The 26066-nt window shown below is 47.9% G+C and carries 18 protein-coding genes, 3 rRNA genes and 1 riboswitch; of the genes, 13 read left to right on the plus strand and 8 right to left on the minus strand.

Going from position 1 to position 26066, the window contains the following annotated elements:
* Window positions 1-5 precede the first annotated feature (5 nt).
* Window positions 6-791 (plus strand): ABC transporter permease, encoded by a 786-nt coding sequence (locus tag NST38_RS03695; RefSeq protein WP_036614076.1) that lies wholly within the window; start codon window positions 6-8, stop codon window positions 789-791.
* A 45-nt stretch (window positions 792-836) separates the two neighbouring features.
* On the plus strand, window positions 837-1301 hold the full coding sequence (gene bcp / locus NST38_RS03700; RefSeq protein ID WP_076254870.1) for a thioredoxin-dependent thiol peroxidase: 465 nt from the start codon (window positions 837-839) through the stop codon (window positions 1299-1301).
* A 58-nt stretch (window positions 1302-1359) separates the two neighbouring features.
* Here the strand turns inward: bcp and NST38_RS03705 are convergent, their stop codons facing one another.
* From NST38_RS03705 to NST38_RS03730, 6 genes are all read right to left on the minus strand, one after another.
* Window positions 1360-2484 carry a GerAB/ArcD/ProY family transporter gene (locus tag NST38_RS03705; RefSeq protein WP_083677601.1) on the minus strand — a complete coding sequence of 375 codons (1125 nt, stop codon included), beginning with the start codon at window positions 2482-2484 and terminating at the stop codon, window positions 1360-1362.
* Between the two features lie 113 nt (window positions 2485-2597).
* Window positions 2598-3707, minus strand: coding sequence for a GerAB/ArcD/ProY family transporter (locus tag NST38_RS03710; protein WP_076254868.1), 1110 nt, complete (start codon window positions 3705-3707; stop codon window positions 2598-2600).
* A gap of 18 nt (window positions 3708-3725) precedes the next feature.
* Window positions 3726-3962 (minus strand): hypothetical protein, encoded by a 237-nt coding sequence (locus NST38_RS03715; protein ID WP_076254867.1) that lies wholly within the window; start codon window positions 3960-3962, stop codon window positions 3726-3728.
* A 4-nt stretch (window positions 3963-3966) separates the two neighbouring features.
* The gene (locus tag NST38_RS03720) at window positions 3967-5172 is read right to left on the minus strand and encodes a Ger(x)C family spore germination protein (protein WP_076254865.1); all 1206 of its coding nucleotides are present in this window, start codon (window positions 5170-5172) and stop codon (window positions 3967-3969) included.
* A gap of 20 nt (window positions 5173-5192) precedes the next feature.
* Window positions 5193-6707: a spore germination protein gene (locus tag NST38_RS03725; protein ID WP_076254863.1), complete on the minus strand. Its 1515-nt coding sequence runs from the start codon at window positions 6705-6707 to the stop codon at window positions 5193-5195.
* Window positions 6708-6906: 199 nt separating this feature from the next.
* Window positions 6907-7554, minus strand: a complete 648-nt coding sequence (locus NST38_RS03730; RefSeq protein WP_076254861.1) for a DedA family protein — start codon at window positions 7552-7554, stop codon at window positions 6907-6909.
* A 303-nt stretch (window positions 7555-7857) separates the two neighbouring features.
* Here NST38_RS03730 and NST38_RS03735 point away from each other — a divergent pair, with 303 nt between their 5' ends.
* The 4 genes from NST38_RS03735 (at window position 7858) to NST38_RS03750 (ending at window position 13800) form a co-directional block, all read left to right on the plus strand.
* Window positions 7858-9096 carry a polysaccharide deacetylase gene (locus NST38_RS03735; protein ID WP_341343779.1) on the plus strand — a complete coding sequence of 413 codons (1239 nt, stop codon included), beginning with the start codon at window positions 7858-7860 and terminating at the stop codon, window positions 9094-9096.
* 102 nt (window positions 9097-9198) lie between these two features.
* Window positions 9199-10188 carry an AAA family ATPase gene (locus tag NST38_RS03740; RefSeq protein ID WP_076254857.1) on the plus strand — a complete coding sequence of 330 codons (990 nt, stop codon included), beginning with the start codon at window positions 9199-9201 and terminating at the stop codon, window positions 10186-10188.
* Complete coding sequence (locus NST38_RS03745; RefSeq protein ID WP_076254854.1) at window positions 10185-11450, plus strand: DUF58 domain-containing protein; 1266 nt, start codon at window positions 10185-10187, stop codon at window positions 11448-11450. Before NST38_RS03740 ends, NST38_RS03745 begins: the two co-directional genes overlap by 4 nt.
* Window positions 11437-13800, plus strand: a complete 2364-nt coding sequence (locus tag NST38_RS03750; protein WP_076254853.1) for a transglutaminase-like domain-containing protein — start codon at window positions 11437-11439, stop codon at window positions 13798-13800. The genes NST38_RS03745 and NST38_RS03750 overlap by 14 nt, the downstream gene beginning before the upstream one ends.
* Window positions 13801-13810: 10 nt before the next feature.
* Here NST38_RS03750 and NST38_RS03755 read toward each other — a convergent pair whose 3' ends face one another.
* On the minus strand, window positions 13811-14005 hold the full coding sequence (locus tag NST38_RS03755; protein WP_341343780.1) for a hypothetical protein: 195 nt from the start codon (window positions 14003-14005) through the stop codon (window positions 13811-13813).
* Window positions 14006-14179: 174 nt separating this feature from the next.
* Here NST38_RS03755 and guaA point away from each other — a divergent pair, with 174 nt between their 5' ends.
* The 6 genes from guaA to rrf all read left to right on the plus strand — a co-directional run bounded on the left by guaA (window position 14180) and on the right by rrf (window position 24016).
* The gene (gene guaA / locus NST38_RS03760; protein WP_076254849.1) at window positions 14180-15718 is read left to right on the plus strand and encodes a glutamine-hydrolyzing GMP synthase; all 1539 of its coding nucleotides are present in this window, start codon (window positions 14180-14182) and stop codon (window positions 15716-15718) included.
* 243 nt (window positions 15719-15961) lie between these two features.
* Window positions 15962-16213 (plus strand): hypothetical protein, encoded by a 252-nt coding sequence (locus NST38_RS03765; RefSeq protein WP_076254847.1) that lies wholly within the window; start codon window positions 15962-15964, stop codon window positions 16211-16213.
* Window positions 16214-16617: 404 nt separating this feature from the next.
* Window positions 16618-16717, plus strand: a riboswitch (purine riboswitch).
* Between the two features lie 171 nt (window positions 16718-16888).
* Window positions 16889-18265 (plus strand): NCS2 family permease, encoded by a 1377-nt coding sequence (locus tag NST38_RS03770; RefSeq protein WP_047841443.1) that lies wholly within the window; start codon window positions 16889-16891, stop codon window positions 18263-18265.
* Window positions 18266-19035: 770 nt separating this feature from the next.
* Window positions 19036-20588 (plus strand): 16S ribosomal RNA (locus NST38_RS03775).
* A 306-nt stretch (window positions 20589-20894) separates the two neighbouring features.
* Window positions 20895-23820, plus strand: a 23S ribosomal RNA gene (locus NST38_RS03780).
* 79 nt (window positions 23821-23899) lie between these two features.
* A 5S ribosomal RNA gene (gene rrf / locus NST38_RS03785) occupies window positions 23900-24016 on the plus strand.
* Together the 16S, 23S and 5S rRNA genes form the textbook arrangement of a ribosomal RNA operon.
* Before the next feature lie 183 nt (window positions 24017-24199).
* Here rrf and NST38_RS03790 read toward each other — a convergent pair.
* Window positions 24200-24754, minus strand: coding sequence for an NADPH-dependent FMN reductase (locus tag NST38_RS03790; protein WP_036668406.1), 555 nt, complete (start codon window positions 24752-24754; stop codon window positions 24200-24202).
* A gap of 301 nt (window positions 24755-25055) precedes the next feature.
* On the opposite strand from NST38_RS03790, the gene NST38_RS03795 reads away from it, so the two are divergent.
* Entirely contained in the window at window positions 25056-26063 is a 1008-nt protein-coding gene (locus NST38_RS03795; protein WP_076253844.1) for a ketoacyl-ACP synthase III, read from the plus strand.
* Window positions 26064-26066: the final 3 nt, after the last annotated feature.

Consider the following 26066-nt stretch of genomic DNA (forward strand, 5'->3'; position numbering starts at 1 on the left):
CAGATATGTACTATATGGGTCTGATCTGGGAATATTTGAAAAATTACATGAAAACACGACTCACGTACCGTGCTGATTTCTGGGTGGAGATCCTATCGGATCTGCTGTTTCAGGCAACTAACCTGATCTTTATCTTTGTGGTCTTTCGCCATACGGATAACCTGGGCGGCTGGAGTGAGAGTGAAGTGCTCTTTGTTTATGGATATTTTATGGTGCCCTATGGCATCTTCAGTTGTTTTATCAATCTGTGGGGATTCAGTGAGCGGTACATCGTCAAAGGTGAGATGGATCGGATCCTGACACGTCCTGCACATAACCTGTTCCAGATCTTGCTTGAAAATGTGGACCCGCCTGCACTCGTGGGCTCGTTTATCGGCCTGATCATCATGATCTTCAGCGGAGCAGAGATGGGTCTGATGCTGGAGTGGTGGCATATCCCTGCCTTAATTATATTGGCACTCAGCTCAGTCATGATCTATGCCGGCATCTATACCACCCTGACTTCGTTGTCCTTTTATTCGGACGCGCCAACAGGTATCCTGCCGTTGATGTATAACATTCAAGGATATGGACGCTACCCGGTAACGATCTATAACCGTGCTATTCAGGTGCTGTTAACCTGGATCATTCCGTTTGCCTTTGTGGGGATCTATCCCGCAGCGTTGTTCCTGGAGAGGTCCGAGATGCATCGCATGGCGTTGCTTACACCTGTGATGGGATTGGTGTTTGGCTCGATGGGCTTGCTGTTGTGGAATTTTGGCGTGAAGCGGTATCGCGGAGCAGGTTCATAATAACGCCCTATAGCATTTCATGGGGGAGATTAGGGAGGAACTGACATGACGTTAAATGTAGGCGAATTGGCACCGGATTTTGAGCTTCCGTCCAGTACGGGAGAATCAGTAAAGCTTTCGGATTACCGCGGACAGCGGGTACTGCTTTATTTTTATCCCAAGGATATGACTTCGTCCTGTACGCAACAGGCTTGTGATTTTCGGGATCGACATGCTGAATTTGAAGGGCTGAACACAGTCATTCTCGGAATCAGCACCGATCCGATGAAACAACATGACAAGTTTATCGCCAAATATGGACTTCCGTTCACTTTGTTATCGGATGAAGAGCACGTTGTAGCCGAGCAATACGGGGTATGGCAGCTGAAGAAAATGTATGGCAAGGAGTACATGGGTATGGTTCGCTCCACTTTTCTGATTGATGAAGAGGGGAATTTGATCAAGGACTGGTCCAAGGTTCGGGTCAAGGGACATATCGAGGCTGCACTCGATACGATAAAAACGTTATAAGATATATCTATACAATGACAGGCTGCATCTGTGGAGGGTTCTCCATAATGCAGCCTGTTTATTTGTTCAAAGGAGTATTCTTGGTGCGCCGCTTTTTGAACAAAGCTCTCGCTTGGTGAACCAGTAACAGGAATATTGGGAGGGCTATGCTTACGGTCACGTCCCAGTCAAACCATGCGTACATGATTGTAGTGGTATAGAAGACAATATTCGGGGAGATCAGGATGGACATTGCAAAAAACAACATCATGGAAGGCAAGGTGAGCGGTTTATAGTCTTTCAGGCGAAATAGCTGTGCGGTTCCGACGACAAACCCGAAGACATACAACAAACTTTTGAAATAGGTCGACAACAGCCAGGCGATCGCTGTGAGCGCCTCTATTCGTTGGAAAAAGTTACCTACATTAATCTTCTGGGCAAGAATATACGATATGTATACATTGTGTTGTGTCAGCGTCGGTCCAAGAACAAGCAGGGCGATCAGAACGAGCGAAGTCAGCAGGGCACTTCCGAGTAATGCGGAGAACATCATGTCTCTTCTCAAATGGGAGCTGTGCGTGACATATGGCATAATCATGGAAAGAATGATCAGTTCTCCGAATGAAGCGGCTGCAGCGCGAAAGCTTCCATTGAACATCGATAAAACGGGAGTATTGAAAAATGGCTTCAATCGAGATACCTCGGCCTGAGGAAGCAGAAATATGATCAGGAAGAGCAAGCTAAAAACGACAATCGGTGCCAGCAATTCGGAGCTTCTGCCGATCGTACCCAGTCCCTTCAACATCCCCCAGGTGAGTGTTACAACAAAAAGGATGATGATCGCGCGAATCGGCGTGTTTAGATAAATCTGGGTTGTCATGAAATCCCCTACTTCTCGGATGCATATAGAGGCTCCCATGAGAAAGTAAAACAGGTAGGCTGCGGACAAGACTGATCCCAGCCATTTGCCGAGAACTTTGGGACAGATCTCAATTAGGGACATGTGAGGGTAGGTCCGATGGAGCTTGTACATAAGCCACAAAATAAATAATCCAATAGGTAGCGATAACAGGGAACAGATCCAGGCATCCTGTTTAGCTGAATAGGCGACCATTGTAGGATATAACAGAATCATGTCTCCAATTATAGTAATAAAGGTAAGAACCGCGAACTGTCGAATGGTGAGCTTTTCCTGGATCAGCATGTAACATGCACTCCTTTTGTAAATAAGATTCCAGATGACAAGGCGTGTCCGTATTACTAGTCAAGCTATGTCATACCCCACATCCACGAGCTCTTCCTCTTGATCCGGTTCCATTAACTACGAAGCTTGATATGGTTGACACGAGCTTTGAATACATGAATCAGCAGGAGAATACCCGGTAATAGAATACCAACGGTTGTATCCCAATCGACCCAGTAAGGAACGACGGTGATAATAATGAAGGTAACGCCTGGTGCAACCAGATTAGCAAAAGCAAAGACAAGCATAGATGAAGGCAAAATCAAAAAAATATAGCGTTTTAACTTAAATAATTCTGCAATGCCGATCGTAAATGCATACAGATATACCATAGCTTTGAAATAAGTAGAGATCAGCCAGACTGACGCCATAAGTGCCTCGATTCGTTGAAAAAAATCTCCAATACTAATTTTTTGCATCAGAATGAAGGAGGCATAGATGTTATGTTGCGTCAGAAAGGCCCCCAGAACAAGTATGGCGATGGTTACCAGAGAGGCCAATAACAGGTTGCCCAGCCCAGCGGCCATAATTAAATCCCGATTGCGATGCCCTTGACTGGAGGTATAGGGCAAAAGCATCAAGATGGGGATGGTTTCGCCGACAGGATAGATGACACTAACGAGAATCCCTTGAGCGATGGATACCACATCCGTGTCCATGAACGGTTTTATGTTGCTCGTGTCAATTTTGGGTACTAAACAGAAACAGAGTACAAGAATGAACACAACTCCAACAGGCATTAATAACTCGCTGCTTCGGCCCATACTCTCAATCCCGTTGTAAACTCCCCAGGAGACAGCGATCACAAACAGCAGAATGATGACACGAATCGGTGTGTATTGGAAAAGCTGGGTCGTCATAAAATCACCGACCTCCCGGGTATGGGTGGAAGCACCAATGACAAAAAAGTACAAGTAAAAGCAACCGACCAGCGTGCCAGGCCAGAATCCCAGGATGCTTCGGGATATGGCAATCAGGTTCTTGTCTGGATAAGCTTTACCAAGCTTGAGGAACATGGCCATCAGAAGCATGCCGATCGGGACACCAATCAGGGCGCAGATCCAGGCATTTTGCTTGGCATATGACGTGATGACGGAAGGATAGATCATCATCATATCCCCAACAACCATCATAAATGTCAGGGTAGCCAGTGCTCGGGTACCCAGTCGCCCTTTTTCAAGCATCTCTCTCACTCCTTTTAGCTAAGTTCCGGTAAGGTAAGCCAGGAATTGATTCACAGGTTCATAGATCCAAATGATGATATAAAGCGGACTCGGGAATTCCCATAGATTCACCGCGATGACGCTGAATACGGTGGCTGAAAGTAACATCCCGCTGTATACAGCTGTTTCTTTCCATTGTTTGCCTCGGACGAGCTTGGGTAGATCGATCCAACCGATTAGGCATCCAACCACAACAACAGTGATGGAGAGTAGCATGATCTCAATCCTTTATTTGATTTTTGAATGAGTTGTCCAGTGCACCTACACGTCTAATTTGTATATTGGTTTCGTATTTGATCTCCAGATTGTCGAAATACTTGTCCCAATCGTTCTCAATTTTATTGAAAAATTTGGGGTCGACTTGATAGATCTCCTGGCCGAATCCGAAGATGTCCACATGATATTTACGGCGGACAGAATTGACGGTGCTTTGCATGAGTTCCTTAAGTCGTTCTTGGGATAGTTGTTCCAACTCGCGAATGGCTGTCATGGAGCCAATCTGCATGTCGCAATCTACCGAACCGATTGAGTTTACGGTATTAACCTTAATCTTGACTTGAGGTTCTCCTCCTACAACTTTACCTTTACGATCCGTGGATGCTCGAAGTATTTTTACCGTTACGACGCCTTTGCTCTTTGGACAGTCAATATGTCCTACGGTAGATTTGACATTGCCTCGGATGTAATTGTATCCCTTCGATTCTGCTTCCGATAACCAGCCGATCAACTTATCCTTTTTGAAGACACCTAAACCCGTTGTGTTCAGTCTGGCAGAGGTGCGTATCGTAGATATATTTTCGGTGCTGCTTTTTTTGTTGAGATCCCCAAGAATTTGAACCCCTGTAATAACAGGCTGAATTCCTGGGGATAACATGTAATCGATAAGTTGGTCTCCCGTTACCGTCGTTGTTGGAGCCCAGGTTTTGGAGGAAACGTCAAGGGAACTAAACAGCTTCTCTGCCGGAATGTTATCCAGAGGTGTCAGCAAATCAAGCACTTCCGATGCTTTCGTATTTCGCGCCACCATCACATAATAGTCGGGACGAACGGTTGGTTCACGCAGTAGAGCTTCCATGACATCATAGATACCCTCTTCGCGGGCGAACTTTTCTCCAAACACAAGAATTCGGATATGAGACATGAAGATTTTTCTAGGGCTGGTTTCGGTGAGTTGTTGTATGGCTTCCAGCAGGGATTTGGCGGTGGCCTGGTATTGAGTTACAGACGTTCCCTTGGAACCAGATGACTTGGCTGATATTTCATTTGGAACCACAACTTGTGCGCTAACCCGAATCTGATCCCCATCCTTGTCAACACCTAGACCGAGCATGATGCCGAGTTCATTCATTTCTTGGCGATCCCAGCATCCTGTAAGCAAAGGAAGCATGACTGCAAAGCACATCAATAAACGTAAGCTTTTATTCATAATAGGGTCTCCTGACTAAGTCAACGCTTGGTTTTCCTAGATGTTTGTCTTGTGACATTCGGCGATCCTGTGGATAACGGGCGGGTCTTCATGCGTGACCATGGCACACGAAAGATGGTGTCTTTCATATCTTTTTGAATATAAGGTGCAAAAGGAGACATGTAGGGCACACCGAAAGAACGCAAGCTGCAGAGGTGGGTTACCGTAATGAGTAATACAATCAGAATGCCGTAGAAACCGAATGCTGCCGCCATCATCATCAGTACAAAGCGCAAGATCCGTACCGAGATGGACAGACCATTCTCCGGGACGACGTAGCTGGATATCGCAGTAATGGATACGATAATAACCATAGCTGCCGATACAACCCCTGCATCAACTGCAGCTTGACCAATAACAAGCGTACCGACAATGGATACGGCTTGGCCGACCGTCTTGGGTATCCGAATACCTGCTTCTCGTAAGATCTCATAGGTCAATTCCATCAACAGGGCTTCAATGAAAGCGGGAAAAGGGACACCTTCCCTCTGGGCTGCCAAACTGATAAGCAGATTGGTGGGCAACATCTCCTGATGGAACGTTGAAATGGCAATATAGAATGATGGGGATAGCAGGGCGATGAAGAAGGACAGATAGCGAATCATCCGGATCAATGTACTGATATCTGCTCGCTGATAGTAGTCTTCTGGAGACTGAAAAAAGTGTACAAACAAGGCAGGCACAAGTAATACAAAGGGTGTTCCGTCCACAATGATCGCAACCCGTCCCTCCAGCAGGGCAGCAGATACGGTATCTGGTCTTTCACTGTTATAGACGGTCGGGAAAACCGTCATCGTTTTATCTTGCACCAGTTCTTCGATATATCCACTTTCCAGAATGCTGTCTATATCTATCTTATCCAGCCTTTGCCGGAGCTCCATCACGATCTCCTGATCCACGATATTCTCCAGATAGAGCACGGCAACTCGGGTCTTGGTAACCCGGCCAATCTCTCTCTCTTCAATCCAGAGATGAGGGTCACGGATTCGTTTGCGAATTAAGGAGGTATTTGTACGCAGATTCTCATTAAAGCCCTCCATCGGCCCACGAACAACGGTTTGGGAGATGGGCTCTCCAACGGAGCGATCTTCCCAGCCTGCCGCGCCAATCTTCAATCCTCGAACTGAACCTTCAATCAGCAAGACGGCTGATCCAGCAAGCATTGCATTTAGGATCTCATGCATATCCTCGACTAGCATGACATCACTGGCGGTCAGAATATCATTCTGAAGGTAACTCAGATGTTCATCATCTGATGAAAAGTCGGGTAGATCATGTCTTTGCAATAAAGATTCCATGATGGAGTGATTCAGAATCTGAACATCCACCAGTCCGTCGATGTACAGCATGACGGCAGGCCACTTATGTAAACATTGCAGGGGACGGATCATCAAGTCGGTACTATTCCCCATCATTTGCTTGCAATATTCCGTATTGTCGTTCAGATTTGGAGAAATTTCCTTATGATCTTTACGGTCTTGCACCGATGTACTCATCCCATTGCCCCCTATACATCCTATAATTGCAAGTTAGTATGACCTGAATGAATCGGGATTATCACATAAAAAGAGAATGGTTGCATATGAGTGGTATACAGAAGGAAGTTTGAGGTGAATCACAGTAGCGGAGGTGTTTTATTTCAAACAAAAAAAAGAGCCGCGCGGTTACGCAACTCCTTGCTTATTCTTATTATTTTTACTTTTGTCTTTGTCGAACTGGGGTTGGCTTGGATACGGTGGATCTTGCTGTCCATGCTTTGCGGTAACGATAGAGCACGGCTGCGATGAGCAATAGGCCGATTCCTCCCACGATATATGCAGCATATTGATGAGCCAGATGGAATACGGCGTTCCACTGGGGGCCAAATATTTTGCCAATGCCCAGAAACAGTACAACCCAGAACAGTGCACCTGAATAGGCGTAGAGAGCGAATTTGCGAAAGGGAACAGCGGCTATGCCCGCAAAATATCCGGTGAAATGCCTTACACCCGGAATGAAATAACCGATGAAGATTAAGGCATTACCATACTTGGCGAACCACTTTTGCGTTTTATCGAGCTTGTCCTGCTTCAGTAGAAACCATTTTCCGTATCGTGTTATAAAGGGCAGTCCTGCTTTGGCTCCAATAAAATAAGTGATTGTCATGCCAATCGTTGTTCCCAGAAAAGCCAGTATGGTGAGGATTCCGAAGTCCAGATGCCCCTTGTAGGAGAGAAACCCTGCGTAAGCCATCGTTGTTTCACCAGGAAAGGGAAGTGCGATGAATTCAAGCAACAAGCCAAAAAACAAAACGCTGTATCCGTAGGACCCAAACAGATGTTGGATCTTCTCAAGCAATTCCAATAGATTTCACTCTCCTGAATACGGGGTGGGAGCATGAATACTCTCCAAGGTGTTTTAATGTGTTCTGCCTGTTCATTATGCTACCTAATCTGAAGCGAAGAATCAATCAGGCTACATAGCAAATTGTGAAAAAATATTAAACAAAATCACGTCTTTTTTCAATGTAGCCTCCATATAATTCTAACAAATCTGCTGAAGTCTATCAGCAAATTACTAGAGACGGTGGAGGTCGATTCGTAAATGGTACAGAGACCGGAATTTAGAATCAAGGAATTAGGGGGAAACTCTGCAACAACCATACATATGTTTTTATCTGGACAATGGTATGTCATTCTCGTGCGAATTGCGATATTGTTATGTGCATTTGCTGTATATGCAGGCACGGCTTATGCATCTTCTGCTTCCGGCTCAGCTGATCCAATCCTGGAAGATAAGAATACTCAAGACAAGGTAGTTTATCTGAGTTTTGACGACGGACCGGGTAACCATACCCGTGAAGTATTGGATATTTTGCGTAAGGAGAAGGTTTTGGCTACATTTTTTGTGCTGGGTGAGCAGGCAGAGCGTTATCCGGAGTTAATCCGTGAGCTTGTGGAGGATGGACATGCTTTGGGCAATCATACGTTTAATCATCAATACGAACAGTTGTACAGTGATTTCAAAGTGTTCTGGAAACAGATCAAGCAGACAGAGGAAGTGCTGGAGCGTATAACCAGTTTCCGTCCGAATCTGGTGCGAGCACCAGGCGGTACCTACGGGCATTTTGACCAGAGTTATTTTGATTTGCTCCAACTGGGTGGATACACCGTCATGGACTGGAACGTCGATAGTGGAGATTCCAAGCGTAAAGGTGTTCCGGCCAAAGAGATCCTCAGCAATTCGACCAAAGTACCTGCGGGAGCACGTTCGGTCGTTGTCCTGATGCATGACGGTGGTGCACATGCTGAAACGGTAAAAGCACTTCCGGGTATTATCAAATATTATCGTGATCATGGATATCGTTTTGACACCATAAAGAGTACGGATCAACCAGTTCAATTCCGTATAAATCCAGATGGTAAGTATAAGGCCCGCAAGGCGCCAGGAAAGGCCTGGATCGCAGAGCATGTAGAAGCGAACGCGACGTTATGGCTTGCAAGCAAGAAGCTGAAGGTAGAGGTGGGCTTGGCTGCAGCTACCTTGCAACCGGGCGAGTTCCGCATGGAGGGGCCGCGAATCATGGTGCCATTGCGTACTTTCATGAAAAAATTCGGGGGCAGCACTCGCTGGGACTCTGAAACAAGGACGGCCATAGCAGTATGGAAGGAAAGAACGATTTATGCAGACAGTGTGAGCGGAACACTGACAACAACAGGGGCAATTGAAACGGGGGCAGTACAGAGTCAGGGTGGAACCATCTGGGTTCCGTTACGTGAGCTACTGGAGCAGATGGGGTTGAGGGTGAATTCCTTAACCAGTAATGAAGCAGAGTGGACGGTAAAGGCGGGCACTTCCAGATCCATTTCGGCAATGAATAACATATTTAAGTATAAAATGATCTGAAGAAAGTCATTCTTGCAGGACTATTCTCTCTACTTCCGGGCAACACTGAATCATAGATTACTATGGTTCAGGAATGCTGATGAACGGAAGGAGATCAGAGAAATGTCTTATATCCGAATGGAACATGAACATGCTGTTGAATTGTTAAACAGGGTCATGAAGCGTGTTGAGAGTGTGATTATTGGCAAAAAAACAGAGATTCGTTATGTCCTCACTGCAATGCTCAGTGGGGGGCATGTACTTCTGGAAGATGTGCCGGGTACCGGGAAAACGATGCTGGTTCGTGCCGTTGCTTCTGCACTGGACTGCTCCATGGGCCGGATTCAATTCACGTCCGATGTCATGCCGGCAGATGTTACGGGCACTTCAATCTATCATCCACATACAGCTGAATTCAAGTTTCGGCCCGGACCCGTCATGTCCAACGTTGTCCTGGCTGATGAAATAAATCGCGCTTCACCACGCACTCAGTCTGCCCTGCTGGAGGCAATGGAGGAACGACGTATTACGGTTGATGGCACAACCTATGCCTTGCCACGCCCGTTCTTTCTGCTGGCGACACAGAACCCGTTACAGTTCGAAGGTACGTACCGTCTGCCTGAAGCGCAGCTGGATCGATTTATCATGAGAATTGGACTGGGGTATCCCGATCCGGAACAGGAATTGGAATTGTTAACCCGCATGCAAGGTAGAGAAGCGATTGATGAACTTCGCCCTGTCCTGCTTGCTGAAGAGGTCGTAGCCATGCAGCGTGAAGTCAAACAGGTACATGTTGATCCGGTCGTTAAACAGTATCTGGTGGCTGTTGCTGTAGCCTCTCGCAGCCTTCCGGCGGTCAGACTGGGCATCAGTCCGCGTGGAACACTGGCCTGGATGGCTGCGGCGCAGTCATTTGCCTATCTTCAAGGGCGCAGTTATGTCATTCCGGATGATGTGAAAGAGGTAGCTGTGCCTGTCCTTTCCCACCGTATTCAATTGAAGGCCCAGAACAGAGCGGAGGTTTGGGGGCAAGTACAGGTCATTGAAGAAGCATTGTCAACGGTCCCGGTACCTGTACAGATGGCATCACAGGGAAGGGGACGGAGGCAATGACTGCGCTGGGACAACGGATTGTGAGTGCTGTCTTGGTGGTGGCTTTTGCTTCCTTGTATCAGTGGCATGGGGGCAAAGCGGCGTTGTTTCTATCCGTTATAGCTTTCTTGATGTTCACAGGAGGTCTGCTTCTCCATTGGTTCAGACCACGGCGTATTCACATCCGTCGGAAAATACACACGAACCGGATTGAGGCAGGCGAGCAGGTACGGGTTCTGGTGGAGCTGGAATTCAATTGCCGTATTCCACTGTTATGGATCGTTCTGTGTGAGAACACACCTGCTGGTGTTCATCGCAAATTGATTTTCCCGGGAACACGGCGACAATTTTCCTATCAATATGAATGTTCCGGGTTACGCAGAGGAGTCTACAGATGGGATACGGGCAGATTGTACTGGGGTGATATGTTTGGCTGGAATACCCTCTCCGCAGAGACCGCAGGAGGTACCCCCCTAATCGTTGTTCCTCAAGCAACGGCTTGGGGGAAGGGTGATTCGGTAGAATTCGCAGCGATGATTGAAGGGACTCTGTCGGAGCGAAGTAATAGTCAGGGAAACCGTAGCCCTGAGTTCCGTGAATATCAGCAGGGTGACCCACTGGGACGTGTTCATTGGAAAAGTACAGCCAAAACGGGACAACTTCAGACCTTTCTGCCCGATACCACGGATCTTGCCTCGCTCGGCATCCTTGTGTATGAAGCCGAGTCGGGTTATGACGTAAAACAACGGGAGAACATGGATGTACCTGCTTTTGAACGAGTGGTTCGTGCAGCTGCCGGCTGGATTTATACCGCTGAGCGGGATGACATTCCTTATCATCTGTGGATGGAAGGCGGCGATAAGAGCTATGATGCACAAGATCAATGGCAACATGGGCCGTTCCATGCAGTTGATGAGAATCATGGACTGGACAAGTTAGCGGGGGCACGAATATCCAAAACACAATCAGGCTCTGTTTCGCTTCGAACGGAGATGCTGGATGGACTGGCGAGCGGGTCGCGAATTGTGGTTCTCACAGGCAAGATGGATCAGGTTCTGGCCGAATGGATCATAACTGCAATCGTGTCGGGTTATCGTGTAGAGGTGCAATTGACTGAAGCGAACCAAGACCAATTAGGATCAACGGATAGATTGATGAATGGATTGGGATATGACAGCTTAAGTTTGGAGCGGCTTCGTCACAGCGGGGTGCCGATCCACGCGGTTACAGACGTTGCGTTATCTTCATTGGGAAAGGTGGAGGTAACGGATGTGGGAGCGTAATCGTAACCAGCAACCCAATTCCACTGTGGCCGACTTAGAGTCAACGGCTCGTACAAGAATAGAATCGGCCTATTCTGTACATCAAGCTGTGAACCAGAATTCTGTGACGGACATAAAGGATGAGGGATATGTTATCGTACCTGTCCTGTACAAAATTGTTATTTCGGCCATTTTACTTATACTGTCTCTGGAGTGGATATATCCTGTTACATCATCAGATCAGCAGGGCAGTGAACGGTTCTTGTCCGTAATGGCGGGATTAACGGGAGCATTGTTGCTCGCGGGGTTAATTCGTACAGGATGGATCACCGGAGTACTGATCCGATTATTCATTGCACTCGCTGCTTTATGTCTGATGTACGGAGGAAGTGATCCTGCCCGTTGGGCGGCTGCTTATCCGGGAATATTTTCAGCGGATATGGACACGTTTATAAATAACTGGCGATTCCACTCGATTAGTACAGAAACGAGAGGTTTGTTCATGATGTGCGGCTGGAGCATGCTCATGGCTTCTGTGCAATCCCTCGTATTGTTACGTCGAAGCGTTATGATGTTTGGCAGTGCAACGTTGCTTTATTTGCTTTTGCTTGAATCCTTTGCGGGGCTGGATGTGTATGCTTCTGTAATACGGTCTGTCCTATGGACTTTTCTTATTCAGGCTCTGCTCCAGCTATTACGTCTCAATGGAGGAGTCACGACTCCGAGTTATCGCGGCAGCCCCTACGGCCGTTGGAGTGCAGTAACTATCGCTGTTTCCGCAGGTATGGTGTTTCTCTCGGCGTTACCTGGCCAGTTTGCTTCCATTCCTCAACCGGAACGCATATCTCTGGAACAGATGGGTGAACGCATAGCTCGCTGGGCAGGTTATACACAGCACAGTAGTATCCCTGCTGCAACGGCAGTCACGGGATATAGCACAGCGGACGCGCCTATGGGGGCACCGTTGGTGCAGGGGAATTCCCTCTTTTTTATAGCGAAGAGTCCGAAAGTGACGTATTGGCGAGGGGAGACCCGTTCATATTATAACGGTAGTACTTGGAGTGACCCGGGTCAAAGCTTCGAAACGGCAAGTCCATCCGGAATGCTGCGTGCTGATGGTTGGGAGAATCCAACCTATTGGAGTCGCATTCGCCAAACCGTCACGATGCAGCGAGAGTGGAAAGGACCAAATCCACTCTTTACCGGGGGCATACCGGTTAATGTATCATTCCAGGATAAGAACAAGGATAATCAGGAAAACATGTTTTCTTTGCTGTCTAATCGCGATTCGGCAACATTGTGGCTCGCGAGCTCAGGGGACGATAAGATGGTTAAACATTATTCGGCAGACGTCATGGTTCCTGTCGCAACACCTGAACAGTTACGTCTGCTTGAGGAAACGAATAAAGGGAAAGATCCGGTAGCCATTCGGAGGGATTATCTGCAATTGCCTACATCACTCCCTGGTCGAGTGCAGACGCTTGCCAAGGAAATCATTCATGGTAGTGAGACCCGGTATGACGCTGTGCAAGCCGTCAAGACTTATCTGGCTGCTCATGCCGAGTATACGTTGGATACCCGTATGCCACCGCGAGGAACAGATTTTGTGGATGATTTTCTATTCGTCACCCGGCAGGGGTATTGCAATCATTTCTCCACAGCCATGATTGTGTTGCTGCGTGCAGAGGGCATCCCCGCACGCTGGGTTAAAGGTTTTGGCCCCGGAGTTGCTGACCAGGATGTGCCCAGTCAGTATGTGATTTCACAGGGAGATGCACATTCCTGGGTAGAGGTATATTTTCCGGGTGCAGGCTGGATGCCGTTTGAGGCCACGCCAGGCTTCGCCATGGCGCAAGGCGCGGGCGAAAGTGTCGCAGCACTCGCCGGGCCGCAGCCTGTTGCGGAGAATCCGCCGTATATGAGCGGCGGATTGGGTTACGCGGGCGCATGGCTGCTCGCCCGCGCACGGGCCATTGCCGCGGAGCCATGGCTCGCGGCAGCCCTTGTGGCAGCGGCCCTGTTGGGCGCCGCTGCTCTGGTCCGCATGCGGCGGCTACGCCCCGCGCTGCGGTTAGGGCTGCTGCTGGCGTGGCCACGCAGCAGCTTTCCAGACCGAGAGCGGCTGCTGCGTGCCGCCGCTCCGGTCTGGGCCGCGCTTGCGCGCCGGTACGGCCCGCGGCCGCCGGGTATGACGCTGCGTGAATATGCAGCGTCACCGGCTTTGGCCGCAGGCGCGGACGGCGCGGACATCGCGCGGTTTGCAGCCGACTGGGAACGGCTGCTGTACGGTCCAGACCGTCCGCTGCGCGCGGACAGTCTGAACTTCCTGCGCCGGGCACTTCGTTTGGCCCGGCGGTTGCAGGCGTTGTAACACAAGGATGTTACAACGTTACACCAAAGATTCGAAGCAGCTGCCATACAATCGCTATCGCTTTCCAATAGAGCTTGGCCACTTGTGGGCAGATGAAGATCGCCATTGCTGGCGCACTGTTATCTAAATGCAGCGTTTGGTTCATCGCTGAATGCCATACATAAGACGCCTTTCGCGCTGCGCTGCGAACGAGGCGTCTTTCCACGATCATACACTTGAACCAGCATCTTGCTACCAAGCTTTTCTATTCGAAATTTCATATTTAGAGGCATTTGGTAATCCTGTTTTGATATGTCGAAAAAAGGAGTTTCGCCTTTCCTTGACGGTATGTTTTGTCGTTGCGTATAATTAGTTTCATTGAATTGAGGGAGGCACGGTTATGAATAAACAGAATGAAATTGTAGTTGTCCTTGACTTCGGGGGTCAATACAATCAGTTAATCGCCAGAAGAATCCGGGATCTTGGCGTATACAGCGAGCTTTTGCCGTATAATACACCGGCGGAAAAGATCGCAGAAATAGCACCAAAAGGAATCGTATTTTCAGGTGGTCCGTCCAGCGTATACGCTGAGAATGCTCCACACGTGGACCCAGGTGTCTATGACCTGGGCTTGCCAATCTTCGGTATCTGCTACGGAATGCAGCTTATGGCCCAGCAACTCGAAGGTAAAGTAGAGCGTTCCGAGAAGCGAGAGTACGGTAAAGCAGACCTTGAGTTTGCCGCTGGATCTACATTGGCAAAAGGCATTGAAGGCGAACATACGGTATGGATGAGTCACGGTGACCACGTGGTTACACTTCCTCCAGGTTTCAAACTGGATGCAGGCACGGAAAGTGCGCCAATCGCTGCCATGAGCGACGATGAGCGTAAATTGTATGCTGTTCAGTTCCATCCGGAAGTACGTCACTCTGTTCGCGGTAACGACATGATTCGTAACTTCCTGTTCGAAATCTGTGGTTGCGAAGGCAACTGGACGATGGAGACATTCATCGATGACACCATCAGAGACATTCGTGAAAAAGTGGGCGACAGTAAAGTACTGTGTGCGCTTAGCGGCGGTGTAGATTCCTCCGTTGTAGCTGCATTGCTTCACAAAGCCATTGGTGATCAACTGACATGTATGTTTATCGACCACGGTCTGCTGCGCAAAGGCGAAGCAGAAAGTGTAATGGAGACGTTTGTCGGCAAATTCGACATGAAAGTTGTCAAAATTGATGCTCAGGAGCGTTTTATGTCCAAGCTGGCTGGCGTGGATGATCCAGAACAAAAACGTAAAATCATCGGTAACGAGTTTATTTACGTATTTGATGAAGAGTCCAAGCAGTTCGATGATTTTGCATTCCTGGCACAAGGTACACTGTATACGGACATCGTAGAAAGTGGTACAGCGACTGCACAGACCATCAAATCCCACCACAACGTGGGCGGTCTGCCTGAGGACATGAACTTCAAACTGATCGAGCCACTGAGCACGTTGTTCAAGGATGAAGTACGTAAAGTCGGTACCGAGTGTGGCTTGCCGGACGAAATTGTACACCGTCAGCCGTTCCCTGGTCCGGGTCTTGCGATCCGTGTGCTTGGTGAGGTTACCGAAGAGAAACTTACCATCGTTCGTGATTCAGACTACATCCTGCGTGAAGAGATTGCCAAAGCCGGTCTCGACCGCGAAATCTGGCAGTACTTCACAGCCCTGCCTAACATGAAGAGTGTCGGCGTTATGGGTGATGCACGTACGTATTCCTACACTGTAGGTATCCGTGCTGTAACATCCATCGACGGTATGACTGCGGACTGGGCACGTATCCCTTGGGATGTGCTGGAGAAAATCTCCGTACGGATCGTTAACGAAGTTGATAACGTAAACCGTATCGTCTATGACGTAACTTCCAAACCACCTGCAACAATCGAGTGGGAATAGGGTATAGACTCTTAACGATAGATTATAAAAAATGCTCTTTTATCTGCGGTATTTCGCAAATAAAAGGGCGTTTTTTTTATAAGAAAAATATTGTGATCAAATTTTTGTAGGACTTTTTTTTACAAGTAATAAACTCTCAAAATTAATCCCATTTTAAAGTTCACTTCATGATCCTTTCAGGTCGGGCCTGTACAATAAGTACATACTAAGAGCTATATGGCTACTGAAAGGAGAATTGAATGTATGCGTAAAACCGACTATATGAGCAAATGGAAGATGGGCATTGGAAGTGCGTTTCTGATGGTGATGCTGGCAGGATGCGGTTCAGGTATGCAAGACCTGGCTTCCGGTTCGGGGGAGTTTCCATTTGTGAATTTAGAGGCAGCGGATGCTTCTTCCGATCAGTCCAGTAACCAGGAGTTATCCTCTGACTCAACAACAAACACAAATCAGGAACAACAAGAGATACAGGATGCTTCGCAGACAGAGATATAATTAACATAGGACTGATCCGGTAAAAAATAGCTCCGGAACATGTCGCAAATTGCTCCATATACCTAATGAGTATAAATCTTCGGAATACGAGACATCGTTATTATTCCTATATCATCATACACCTGATTGCTAAGACGCATCAGAAATATAAGCTAGCCTGATTAGAGCGCTTCTGCTCTTTGACCAGGCTAGCTTTTTATGTTATCCTGCGGAACTTTCAGTCTGAAAGAATGGACATATCCCATTGAGATTACACTGAAAAAAGCGTATTCAATTGGGTTGTAAACCGCTGAACTGGTTCAATCTGTTAAATAATACGAACGATATTCTAAAAGCTTGATATTAATATTCGTTTTTCTCATTGACAAAAACATACTGCCCTCCTAAAATAGTGATGGGAAACAAACAAATAGCGCATACTTATTCGTATAATCCTGGGGATTGGCCCGGGAGTCTCTACGAGATCACCCTAATGATCTGGCTACGAAGAGGAGAAGGCTAAGCACATGAATTCTACATGATTGCGGGGACATCACGCACATTAGAATTTTTTTTGTTCTTAGTAAAGGCATCATGCCACTCCTTGTCAGCTGAACCCTGGGTGAAGAATCTTCATCAGGGTCATTTGTCGTTTTTCAATATGGCTTCAACATCTCTAAGGGGGAGTTAGTAATTATGGATCGTTTCTTTAAATTAAAAGAAAACGGAACAAACGTTAGAACGGAGATTGTTGCGGGTCTCACTACGTTTATGACAATGGCTTACATTCTTTTTGTAAATACGTTGTTCTTGGGACAAGCCGGTGCGGGGATGTCGGATAATGCAGTATTCTTTGCAACAGCCGTCGGCGCCGGATTAATGACTATTATTATGGGATTGTTCGTGAATATTCCGATCGCACTTGCACCAGGTATGGGGCTGAATGCGTACTTCATGACTGTCGTTCTAAGTTCGAATGGAGCGATTACTTGGCAAGCAGCTCTCGGAGCGGTATTCCTTTCCGGTATTGTGTTCATTATTTTGACCGTGACGAAGATTCGTCAAATGCTGCTTGTTGCAGTTCCGCAGTCAATCAAAATGGCCATTACGGTGGGTATCGGTCTCTTTATTACCATTATTGGTTTCAAACTTGCTAATCTCGTGGCTGTAACAGTTAATGTTGCACCAGACGCAGATCTGAGTCAGCCGATTCCGGGTAGCAGTTTTAACTTGTCATTGGGCAACTTTGTAACACATCACGATGCGTTGCTGGCCCTGATTGGTTTGCTCCTTATTGCTATTCTGATGGTTATGCGCGTCAAAGGCGCTCTGCTGATCGGGATCGTAGCAACAACGCTGATTGGTATTCCGATGGGAGTTACGAATCTGAGTGGTCTTTCAGGCGCAAGCTGGTTGCCTAACTTCAGTGATCTGGCGGTTGGACAGCTGGATTTGAAAGGTGCCATCAGTCTCGGATTGTTCGAGATCATCTTCATCTTTACCTTCGTTGAATTGTTCGACACGTTTGGTACGATGGTAGGTACTGCAACACGTATGGGGATTATGAAGGATAAGAAAAAAGGCGAGAAAACGATCGGTAAAGCGATGCTCGTCGATGCAGTTGGTGTCAGCGCAGGTGCTGCACTAGGTACAAGTACCATTACGGCATACGTTGAAAGTGCTTCAGGTGTTGAGGCAGGTGGACGTACAGGACTGACTTCGGTAACGACAGGTTTGTTGTTCATTTTAGCCCTGTTTATCGCACCGCTTGCGCTGGTTGTTCCATCCGCTGCGACGGCTCCGGCATTGATCATCGTGGGTGTACTTATGATGAGTCAAGTGCGCAGCATTGAGTGGGATGATTTCCTGCAAGCTTTCCCTGCATTCCTTACCATTGTATTGATGCCTTTCACAGGTGGAATCGCAAACGGGATCTCCGCAGGTATCGTATCTTATGTGATTCTGGCGGTGTTCAGTAACTTGGTTACAGAGCGTAAAGTGAAAATTCACTGGCTTATGTGGATCTTGGCGCTCATTGTAGTCTGCCGATACGTATTTATTGGCGGGGAGTAAGCGTACATTAGGTTTAATGAAGAATACGGAGATAAGTTTGATACCTTATATATGAAAGAAGCGGAAGCCACGGGATTAGACCCGGAGCTTTCGCTTTTTTTGTATTCTTTTCTTGAGCAAAATGAATTTCAAAAATGTTTTCCTTCTATATAGAAGGAATGAGTATAATGTTCTATGATCTGTTGGTTGTTTAACCGATGAAATCATCGGTTAATAGGTTCTATAACGCGATGAGTCTGTACTGTATACAACTTGATTTCTCTATAATTGGATTAGGAATCATATGAAAAACTTTTTTGGGTATGTGAGTTAATTACTTCGATCATTAAAGTTAATGCGCAGATGTATCATTTAGCTGGTTATAAGGAGATACTTGTTAAAAGGTCTACAGGGTACTCATTTCATAAGAATTTAATGTTTATCGAAAAAAGACTTGCGTTCCACAACTGTACATGGTATATTCTATTTCCGGCCAAAAAAACACGAGATACACGGTGCGGCAAGCGATTGAAATAAGCTTCGAAAGAAACTTAAAAAAAGAGCTTGCAAAGTTGGTTCGGACATGATATTATATAAGAGTTGCTGAAGAGAACAACATTCGGTAACGAAATAAGTTTGATCTTTGAAAACTGAACAACGAGTGAGTAAACATTCTGCTTGCAGAATGAACGCGAAAGTTTGAAACAAGCCTTGGTTTGAATCGGCTGGAGCACAAATGAGATTTTTAATCTCGTCAGATTCAAAATGAGCTTATCGCTCTTTTCAATACTTTATTGGAGAGTTTGATCCTGGCTCAGGACGAACGCTGGCGGCATGCCTAATACATGCAAGTCGAGCGGACTTGAAGAGAAGCTTGCTTCTCGGATGGTTAGCGGCGGACGGGTGAGTAACACGTAGGCAACCTGCCCTCAAGTTTGGGACAACTACCGGAAACGGTAGCTAATACCGAATAATTGTTTTCTTCGCCTGAAGGAAACTGGAAAGACGGAGCAATCTGTCACTTGGGGATGGGCCTGCGGCGCATTAGCTAGTTGGTGAGGTAACGGCTCACCAAGGCGACGATGCGTAGCCGACCTGAGAGGGTGATCGGCCACACTGGGACTGAGACACGGCCCAGACTCCTACGGGAGGCAGCAGTAGGGAATCTTCCGCAATGGGCGAAAGCCTGACGGAGCAATGCCGCGTGAGTGATGAAGGTTTTCGGATCGTAAAGCTCTGTTGCCAGGGAAGAACGCTTGGGAGAGTAACTGCTCTCAAGGTGACGGTACCTGAGAAGAAAGCCCCGGCTAACTACGTGCCAGCAGCCGCGGTAATACGTAGGGGGCAAGCGTTGTCCGGAATTATTGGGCGTAAAGCGCGCGCAGGCGGTCATTTAAGTCTGGTGTTTAATCCCGGGGCTCAACCCCGGATCGCACTGGAAACTGGGTGACTTGAGTGCAGAAGAGGAGAGTGGAATTCCACGTGTAGCGGTGAAATGCGTAGATATGTGGAGGAACACCAGTGGCGAAGGCGACTCTCTGGGCTGTAACTGACGCTGAGGCGCGAAAGCGTGGGGAGCAAACAGGATTAGATACCCTGGTAGTCCACGCCGTAAACGATGAGTGCTAGGTGTTAGGGGTTTCGATACCCTTGGTGCCGAAGTTAACACATTAAGCACTCCGCCTGGGGAGTACGGTCGCAAGACTGAAACTCAAAGGAATTGACGGGGACCCGCACAAGCAGTGGAGTATGTGGTTTAATTCGAAGCAACGCGAAGAACCTTACCAGGTCTTGACATCTGAATGACCGGTGCAGAGATGTACCTTTTCTTCGGAACATTCAAGACAGGTGGTGCATGGTTGTCGTCAGCTCGTGTCGTGAGATGTTGGGTTAAGTCCCGCAACGAGCGCAACCCTTATATTTAGTTGCCAGCATTTCGGATGGGCACTCTAGATAGACTGCCGGTGACAAACCGGAGGAAGGTGGGGATGACGTCAAATCATCATGCCCCTTATGACCTGGGCTACACACGTACTACAATGGCCGGTACAACGGGCTGCGAAATCGCGAGATGGAGCCAATCCCAACAAAGCCGGTCTCAGTTCGGATTGCAGGCTGCAACTCGCCTGCATGAAGTCGGAATTGCTAGTAATCGCGGATCAGCATGCCGCGGTGAATACGTTCCCGGGTCTTGTACACACCGCCCGTCACACCACGAGAGTTTATAACACCCGAAGTCGGTGGGGTAACCGCAAGGAGCCAGCCGCCGAAGGTGGGATAGATGATTGGGGTGAAGTCGTAACAAGGTAGCCGTATCGGAAGGTGCGGCTGGATCACCTCCTTTCTATGGAGAATCGTTTCCTGCAACGGAAACATTCAAATACGCAGCTTAGCTGCAAAACACTCACTCGTTGCTCAGTTTTGAGAGCTCAAACTCTCAAACAGCTTGCTTTTGCATGGAGCTTGTTCTTTGAAAACTAGATATCGAAACGAAACAAACGCGAATTAGAACATTCCTTTTTAGCTGAACTTGTGTTAAACAAGTTTCAATAAAAACGGTAGATTGCACGTACGATGGTATCGAATGGGAGCGACTTTTGGCTTTGCGCAAGCAAACCAAGGGAAGCGAGCAGTCGAAACCGGAGAACGAGGTTAAGCTACTAAGAGCACACGGAGGATGCCTAGGCGCTAGGAGCCGATGAAGGACGTGGCGAACAACGAAACTGCCTCGGGGAGCTGTAAGCAAGCTTTGATCCGGGGGTGTCCGAATGGGGAAACCCAGCTGGGGTAATTTCCAGTTACTCACAACTGAATACATAGGTTGTGTAGAGGCATACCAGGGGAACTGAAACATCTAAGTACCCTGAGGAAGAGAAAACAATAGTGATTCCGTCAGTAGCGGCGAGCGAACGCGGAGAAGCCCAAACCAGAGAGCTTGCTCTTTGGGGTTGTGGGACGTCTCACATGGAGTTACAAAGGAACCGGTTAAGCGAAGAGGTCTGGAAAGGCCCGCCAAAGAAGGTAAAAGCCCTGTAGTTGAAAGTTGGTTCCCTCCGAGACGGATCCCGAGTAGTGCGGGGCACGTGAAACCCCGTATGAATCCGGCAGGACCATCTGCCAAGGCTAAATACTTCCTAGCGACCGATAGTGAAGCAGTACCGTGAGGGAAAGGTGAAAAGCACCCCGGAAGGGGAGTGAAATAGAACCTGAAACCGTGTGCTTACAAAAAGTCAGAGCCCGTTTTAGGGGTGATGGCGTGCCTTTTGTAGAATGAACCGGCGAGTTACGTTCCCGTGCAAGGTTAAGGTGAAGAGCCGGAGCCGCAGCGAAAGCGAGTCTGAATAGGGCGACTTAGTACGTGGACGTAGACCCGAAACCGGGTGATCTACCCCTGTCCAGGGTGAAGGTGCGGTAACACGCACTGGAGGCCCGAACCCACGCATGTTGAAAAATGCGGGGATGAGGTGGGGGTAGCGGAGAAATTCCAATCGAACTCGGAGATAGCTGGTTCTCCCCGAAATAGCTTTAGGGCTAGCCTCGGAAAACAGAGTCGTGGAGGTAGAGCACTGATTGGGTGCGGGGCCCGCAAGGGTTACCAAGCTCAGTCAAACTCCGAATGCCATAGACTTACTTCCGGGAGTCAGACAGTGAGTGCTAAGATCCATTGTCAAAAGGGAAACAGCCCAGACCATCAGCTAAGGTCCCCAAGTGTGTGTTAAGTGGGAAAGGATGTGGAGTTGCACAGACAACCAGGATGTTGGCTTAGAAGCAGCCATCATTGAAAGAGTGCGTAATAGCTCACTGGTCGAGTGACTCTGCGCCGAAAATGTAACGGGGCTAAACACACCACCGAAGCTATGGCTTGATGCTTTGCATCAGGGGTAGGGGAGCGTTGTATAAGGGTTGAAGGTGTACCGTAAGGAGCGCTGGACATTATACAAGTGAGAATGCCGGTATGAGTAACGAAAAGATCAGTGAGAATCTGATCCGCCGAAAGCCTAAGGGTTCCTGAGGAAGGCTCGTCCGCTCAGGGTAAGTCGGGACCTAAGGCGAGGCCGAAAGGCGTAGTCGAAGGACAACAGGTCGAAATTCCTGTACCACCGTAAGCCGTTATGAGCAATGGGGGGACGCAGTAGGGTAGTGACGCGGACTGATGGATGTCCGTCTAAGCAGTAAGGCTGATGTGTAGGCAAATCCGCACATTGTAAGGCTGAGCTGTGATGGGGAGCGAAAATTATAGTAGCGAAGGTCATGATCTCACACTGCCAAGAAAAGCCTCTAGCCAGGTGATGGTGCCCGTACCGCAAACCGACACAGGTAGGCGAGAAGAGTATTCTAAGGCGCGCGGAAGAACTCTCGTTAAGGAACTCGGCAAAATGACCCCGTAACTTCGGGAGAAGGGGTGCCCCGGTAGTGTGAATAGCACGAGGGGGCCGCAGTGAAAAGGCCCAAGCGACTGTTTAGCAAAAACACAGGTCTGTGCGAAGCCGTAAGGCGAAGTATACGGGCTGACGCCTGCCCGGTGCTGGAAGGTTAAGGGGAGTGGTTAGGAGCAATCCGAAGCTGTGAACCGAAGCCCCAGTAAACGGCGGCCGTAACTATAACGGTCCTAAGGTAGCGAAATTCCTTGTCAGGTAAATTCTGACCCGCACGAATGGCGTAACGACTTGGGCGCTGTCTCAACGAGAGATCCGGTGAAATTTTAATACCTGTGAAGATGCAGGTTACCCGCGACAAGACGGAAAGACCCCATGGAGCTTTACTGCAGCTTGATATTGAATTTGGGTACGATCTGTACAGGATAGGTGGGAGCCTTTGAAACGTGAGCGCCAGCTTGCGTGGAGGCAACGTTGGGATACCACCCTGATCGTATCTAGGTTCTAACCTGGTACCGTAATCCGGTGCGGGGACAGTGTCAGGTGGGCAGTTTGACTGGGGCGGTCGCCTCCTAAAGAGTAACGGAGGCGCCCAAAGGTTCCCTCAGAATGGTTGGAAATCATTCGAAGAGTGCAAAGGCATAAGGGAGCTTGACTGCGAGACCTACAAGTCGAGCAGGGACGAAAGTCGGGCTTAGTGATCCGGTGGTACCGCATGGAAGGGCCATCGCTCAACGGATAAAAGCTACCCTGGGGATAACAGGCTTATCTCCCCCAAGAGTCCACATCGACGGGGAGGTTTGGCACCTCGATGTCGGCTCATCGCATCCTGGGGCTGAAGTAGGTCCCAAGGGTTGGGCTGTTCGCCCATTAAAGCGGTACGCGAGCTGGGTTCAGAACGTCGTGAGACAGTTCGGTCCCTATCTGTCGTGGGCGTAGGAAATTTGAGAGGAGCTGTCCTTAGTACGAGAGGACCGGGATGGACGTACCGCTGGTGTACCAGTTGTTCCGCCAGGAGCACCGCTGGGTAGCTATGTACGGACGGGATAAACGCTGAAAGCATCTAAGCGTGAAGCCCCCCTCAAGATGAGATTTCCCAGTATGTAAGACCCCTTGAAGACGACGAGGTAGATAGGCTGGGGGTGGAAGTGCAGCAATGCATGGAGCTGACCAGTACTAATCGGTCGAGGGCTTATCCAATAGCAAGTGATAATTCGTATGTTTCGTTTCGAATCTAGTTTTCAGAGAACGATCTCTGAAATGTAAGCTAAGCTATGCGTTTGGTGGCGATGGCGGAGGGGTTCCACACGTACCCATCCCGAACACGACCGTTAAGCCCTCTAGCGCCGATGGTACTTGGACCGCAGGGTCCTGGGAGAGTAGGACGCCGCCAAGCAATCTAAAGACACACTTGATGATATCGAGTGTGTCTTTTTTATTTTAATCCTAAATACTTATATAAACCTTAACAGCCCTGGTAAATAACCAAGGCTGTTTACTATTTAAATATTTATGAGAATGTCAAATAACTTTAAAAGGGTCATTTCTTCTCTATCATCGATTTAAGTACAACATCTGTCTATACTTTCATTTGGTTGCAAGCCTCCCCAAGGATTGTAAGGGAGTTCTGCAATGCATGCTGGGTTTCCGAATCAATGATGACGCCTTGTTTGTTCATTTTCAATGTAATATGAGGAATGGTTAAACAGCCCTCCTGTAGAACTTGTGCATTAATCATGTTTAGTGTGAGCAATAAGGAAGCATGGGCTTTGTCACCTCCCATGGGGCTTGGGGAAGCAGCAATGACAATGGTGGGTTTATTGAGCCATTCTCCAGAAGATACAACCCAATCTAGTGCGTTTTTTAAGACCCCAGGAACGCCGTTTCCATACTCTGGCGTGCAGATAAGGACACCGTCCGAATGCTTAAGTTGGGCTCTCAAGTTCTGTACGGACACTGGACCCTCCTCGACATCGAGGTCAGGGTTAAAATGCGGCAGATCATTTAATCCATCATATACTTCAAACTTAAGGTTAGTGTGAGCCAGTTTAATCATGGCATGCATTAGTAACGTATTGGAGGACTGATTGCGCAGACTTCCGGAAATGGCAAGGATATTTAATTCTTTTTTCATGGATATAGATCATCTCTATTCTTTAGTAATGTAGGGCAATTTGTTTATTTTCCTCCTGTTTGAATGAGCTGTCTATAAAAAACGCATATAATTAAGGCATTCTTCATGTTAGTCAGGGAATATCCACAATTCTTCATCGAAAATGCATGCCATCGTTTGTATTGCTCTGGGTAATAGGATGAAGAGATCACTTTAAAATAAACAACTAACGAAAGAATCATCATAAATATTTTATAAAATTAGTACCAAGTACTAAGACTTAGTGCTATAATGATAAAAAACAAGTGAGGTGACTACCGGTATGAATCATCAATCAAAGGCAACCATCACGGCAATGGGGACGTATGTACCGGATCGAATATTAACGAATGCTGATCTGGAGAAATTGGTCGAGACAAGTGACGAATGGATTGTACAGCGTACTGGTATGAGAGAACGGCGAATTGCAGCTGAAGATCAATTTGTATCTGACCTGGCTACGAAGGCTGTAGAAGATATGATACGTCGTTATGATGTAAGTGTAGAAGATGTGGATATGATCCTTGTGGCTACAAGTACACCTGAATATGCTTTCCCAAGTACCGCATCCAGAGTACAGGCTAGTCTTAAGATCCCACACACGGGTGTACTGGATTTAAATGCTGCATGCGCAGGTTTTACCTACGGGCTACAACTAGCTGACAGTCTGGTGACCAGTGGAATGTACCGCAAAGTACTGGTTATTGGAGCAGAGACGTTATCCAAAATTACGGATTACACAGACCGCACGACTTGTGTATTGTTTGGTGATGGAGCGGGGGCCTTCTTGGTGGAGAGATCATCGGTTGCTGAGGGTGACTTTATGGCAGCCATATCAGGTACACATGGAGAAGGCGGTGTACATCTCTATAAGAGTGGTCTGTCTTCGGAGATGAATGGTGTGCCTTTACAGGGCGAAGGTTGTTTAGTTCAGAATGGGCGAGAGATTTATAAGTGGGCTGTACGGACGATTCCAGAGCAATTGGGTAAACTTATAACGAAAGCTGAATTAAGCCCTGACCAGATTGACTGGTTTGTCCCGCATAGTGCCAACATGAGAATGATTGAAGCTGTTTGCGAACGTGGTCCGGTTCCTTTGGAACGTACTTTAACCAGTGTCGAGTATCGGGGGAACACATCTGCTGCTTCCATTCCGCTTGCTTTACAGCTTGCAGTGGATGAAGGGAAGTTGAAAGAAGGACAGAGCATAGCTCTCTTTGGCTTTGGCGGTGGTCTGACATACGCAGGCCTGGTGCTGAAATGGGGCGTGCCGGACAAGATTCAGGAATGAGTA

The sequence above is a fragment of the Paenibacillus sp. FSL H8-0104 genome (assembly GCF_038050215.1).
Lineage (GTDB): Bacteria > Bacillota > Bacilli > Paenibacillales > Paenibacillaceae > Paenibacillus > Paenibacillus amylolyticus.

What these genes read in the sequence shown, in the direction of transcription:
- NST38_RS03715 (WP_076254867.1), bottom strand. Translation starts at nt 3,962, where the DNA reads ATGCTACTCTCCATCACTGTTGTTGTGGTTGGATGCCTAATCGGTTGG.
- NST38_RS03705 (WP_083677601.1), bottom strand. Translation starts at nt 2,484, where the DNA reads ATGCTGATCCAGGAAAAGCTCACCATTCGACAGTTCGCGGTTCTTACC.
- NST38_RS03735 (WP_341343779.1), top strand. Translation starts at nt 7,858, where the DNA reads ATGTTTTTATCTGGACAATGGTATGTCATTCTCGTGCGAATTGCGATA.
- NST38_RS03745 (WP_076254854.1), top strand. Translation starts at nt 10,185, where the DNA reads ATGACTGCGCTGGGACAACGGATTGTGAGTGCTGTCTTGGTGGTGGCT.
- NST38_RS03765 (WP_076254847.1), top strand. Translation starts at nt 15,962, where the DNA reads ATGCGTAAAACCGACTATATGAGCAAATGGAAGATGGGCATTGGAAGT.
- bcp (WP_076254870.1), top strand. Translation starts at nt 837, where the DNA reads ATGACGTTAAATGTAGGCGAATTGGCACCGGATTTTGAGCTTCCGTCC.
- NST38_RS03750 (WP_076254853.1), top strand. Translation starts at nt 11,437, where the DNA reads ATGTGGGAGCGTAATCGTAACCAGCAACCCAATTCCACTGTGGCCGAC.
- NST38_RS03695 (WP_036614076.1), top strand. Translation starts at nt 6, where the DNA reads ATGTACTATATGGGTCTGATCTGGGAATATTTGAAAAATTACATGAAA.
- NST38_RS03725 (WP_076254863.1), bottom strand. Translation starts at nt 6,707, where the DNA reads ATGAGTACATCGGTGCAAGACCGTAAAGATCATAAGGAAATTTCTCCA.
- NST38_RS03795 (WP_076253844.1), top strand. Translation starts at nt 25,056, where the DNA reads ATGAATCATCAATCAAAGGCAACCATCACGGCAATGGGGACGTATGTA.
- NST38_RS03720 (WP_076254865.1), bottom strand. Translation starts at nt 5,172, where the DNA reads ATGAATAAAAGCTTACGTTTATTGATGTGCTTTGCAGTCATGCTTCCT.
- NST38_RS03740 (WP_076254857.1), top strand. Translation starts at nt 9,199, where the DNA reads ATGTCTTATATCCGAATGGAACATGAACATGCTGTTGAATTGTTAAAC.
- NST38_RS03710 (WP_076254868.1), bottom strand. Translation starts at nt 3,707, where the DNA reads ATGCTTGAAAAAGGGCGACTGGGTACCCGAGCACTGGCTACCCTGACA.
- NST38_RS03790 (WP_036668406.1), bottom strand. Translation starts at nt 24,754, where the DNA reads ATGAAAAAAGAATTAAATATCCTTGCCATTTCCGGAAGTCTGCGCAAT.
- NST38_RS03770 (WP_047841443.1), top strand. Translation starts at nt 16,889, where the DNA reads ATGGATCGTTTCTTTAAATTAAAAGAAAACGGAACAAACGTTAGAACG.
- guaA (WP_076254849.1), top strand. Translation starts at nt 14,180, where the DNA reads ATGAATAAACAGAATGAAATTGTAGTTGTCCTTGACTTCGGGGGTCAA.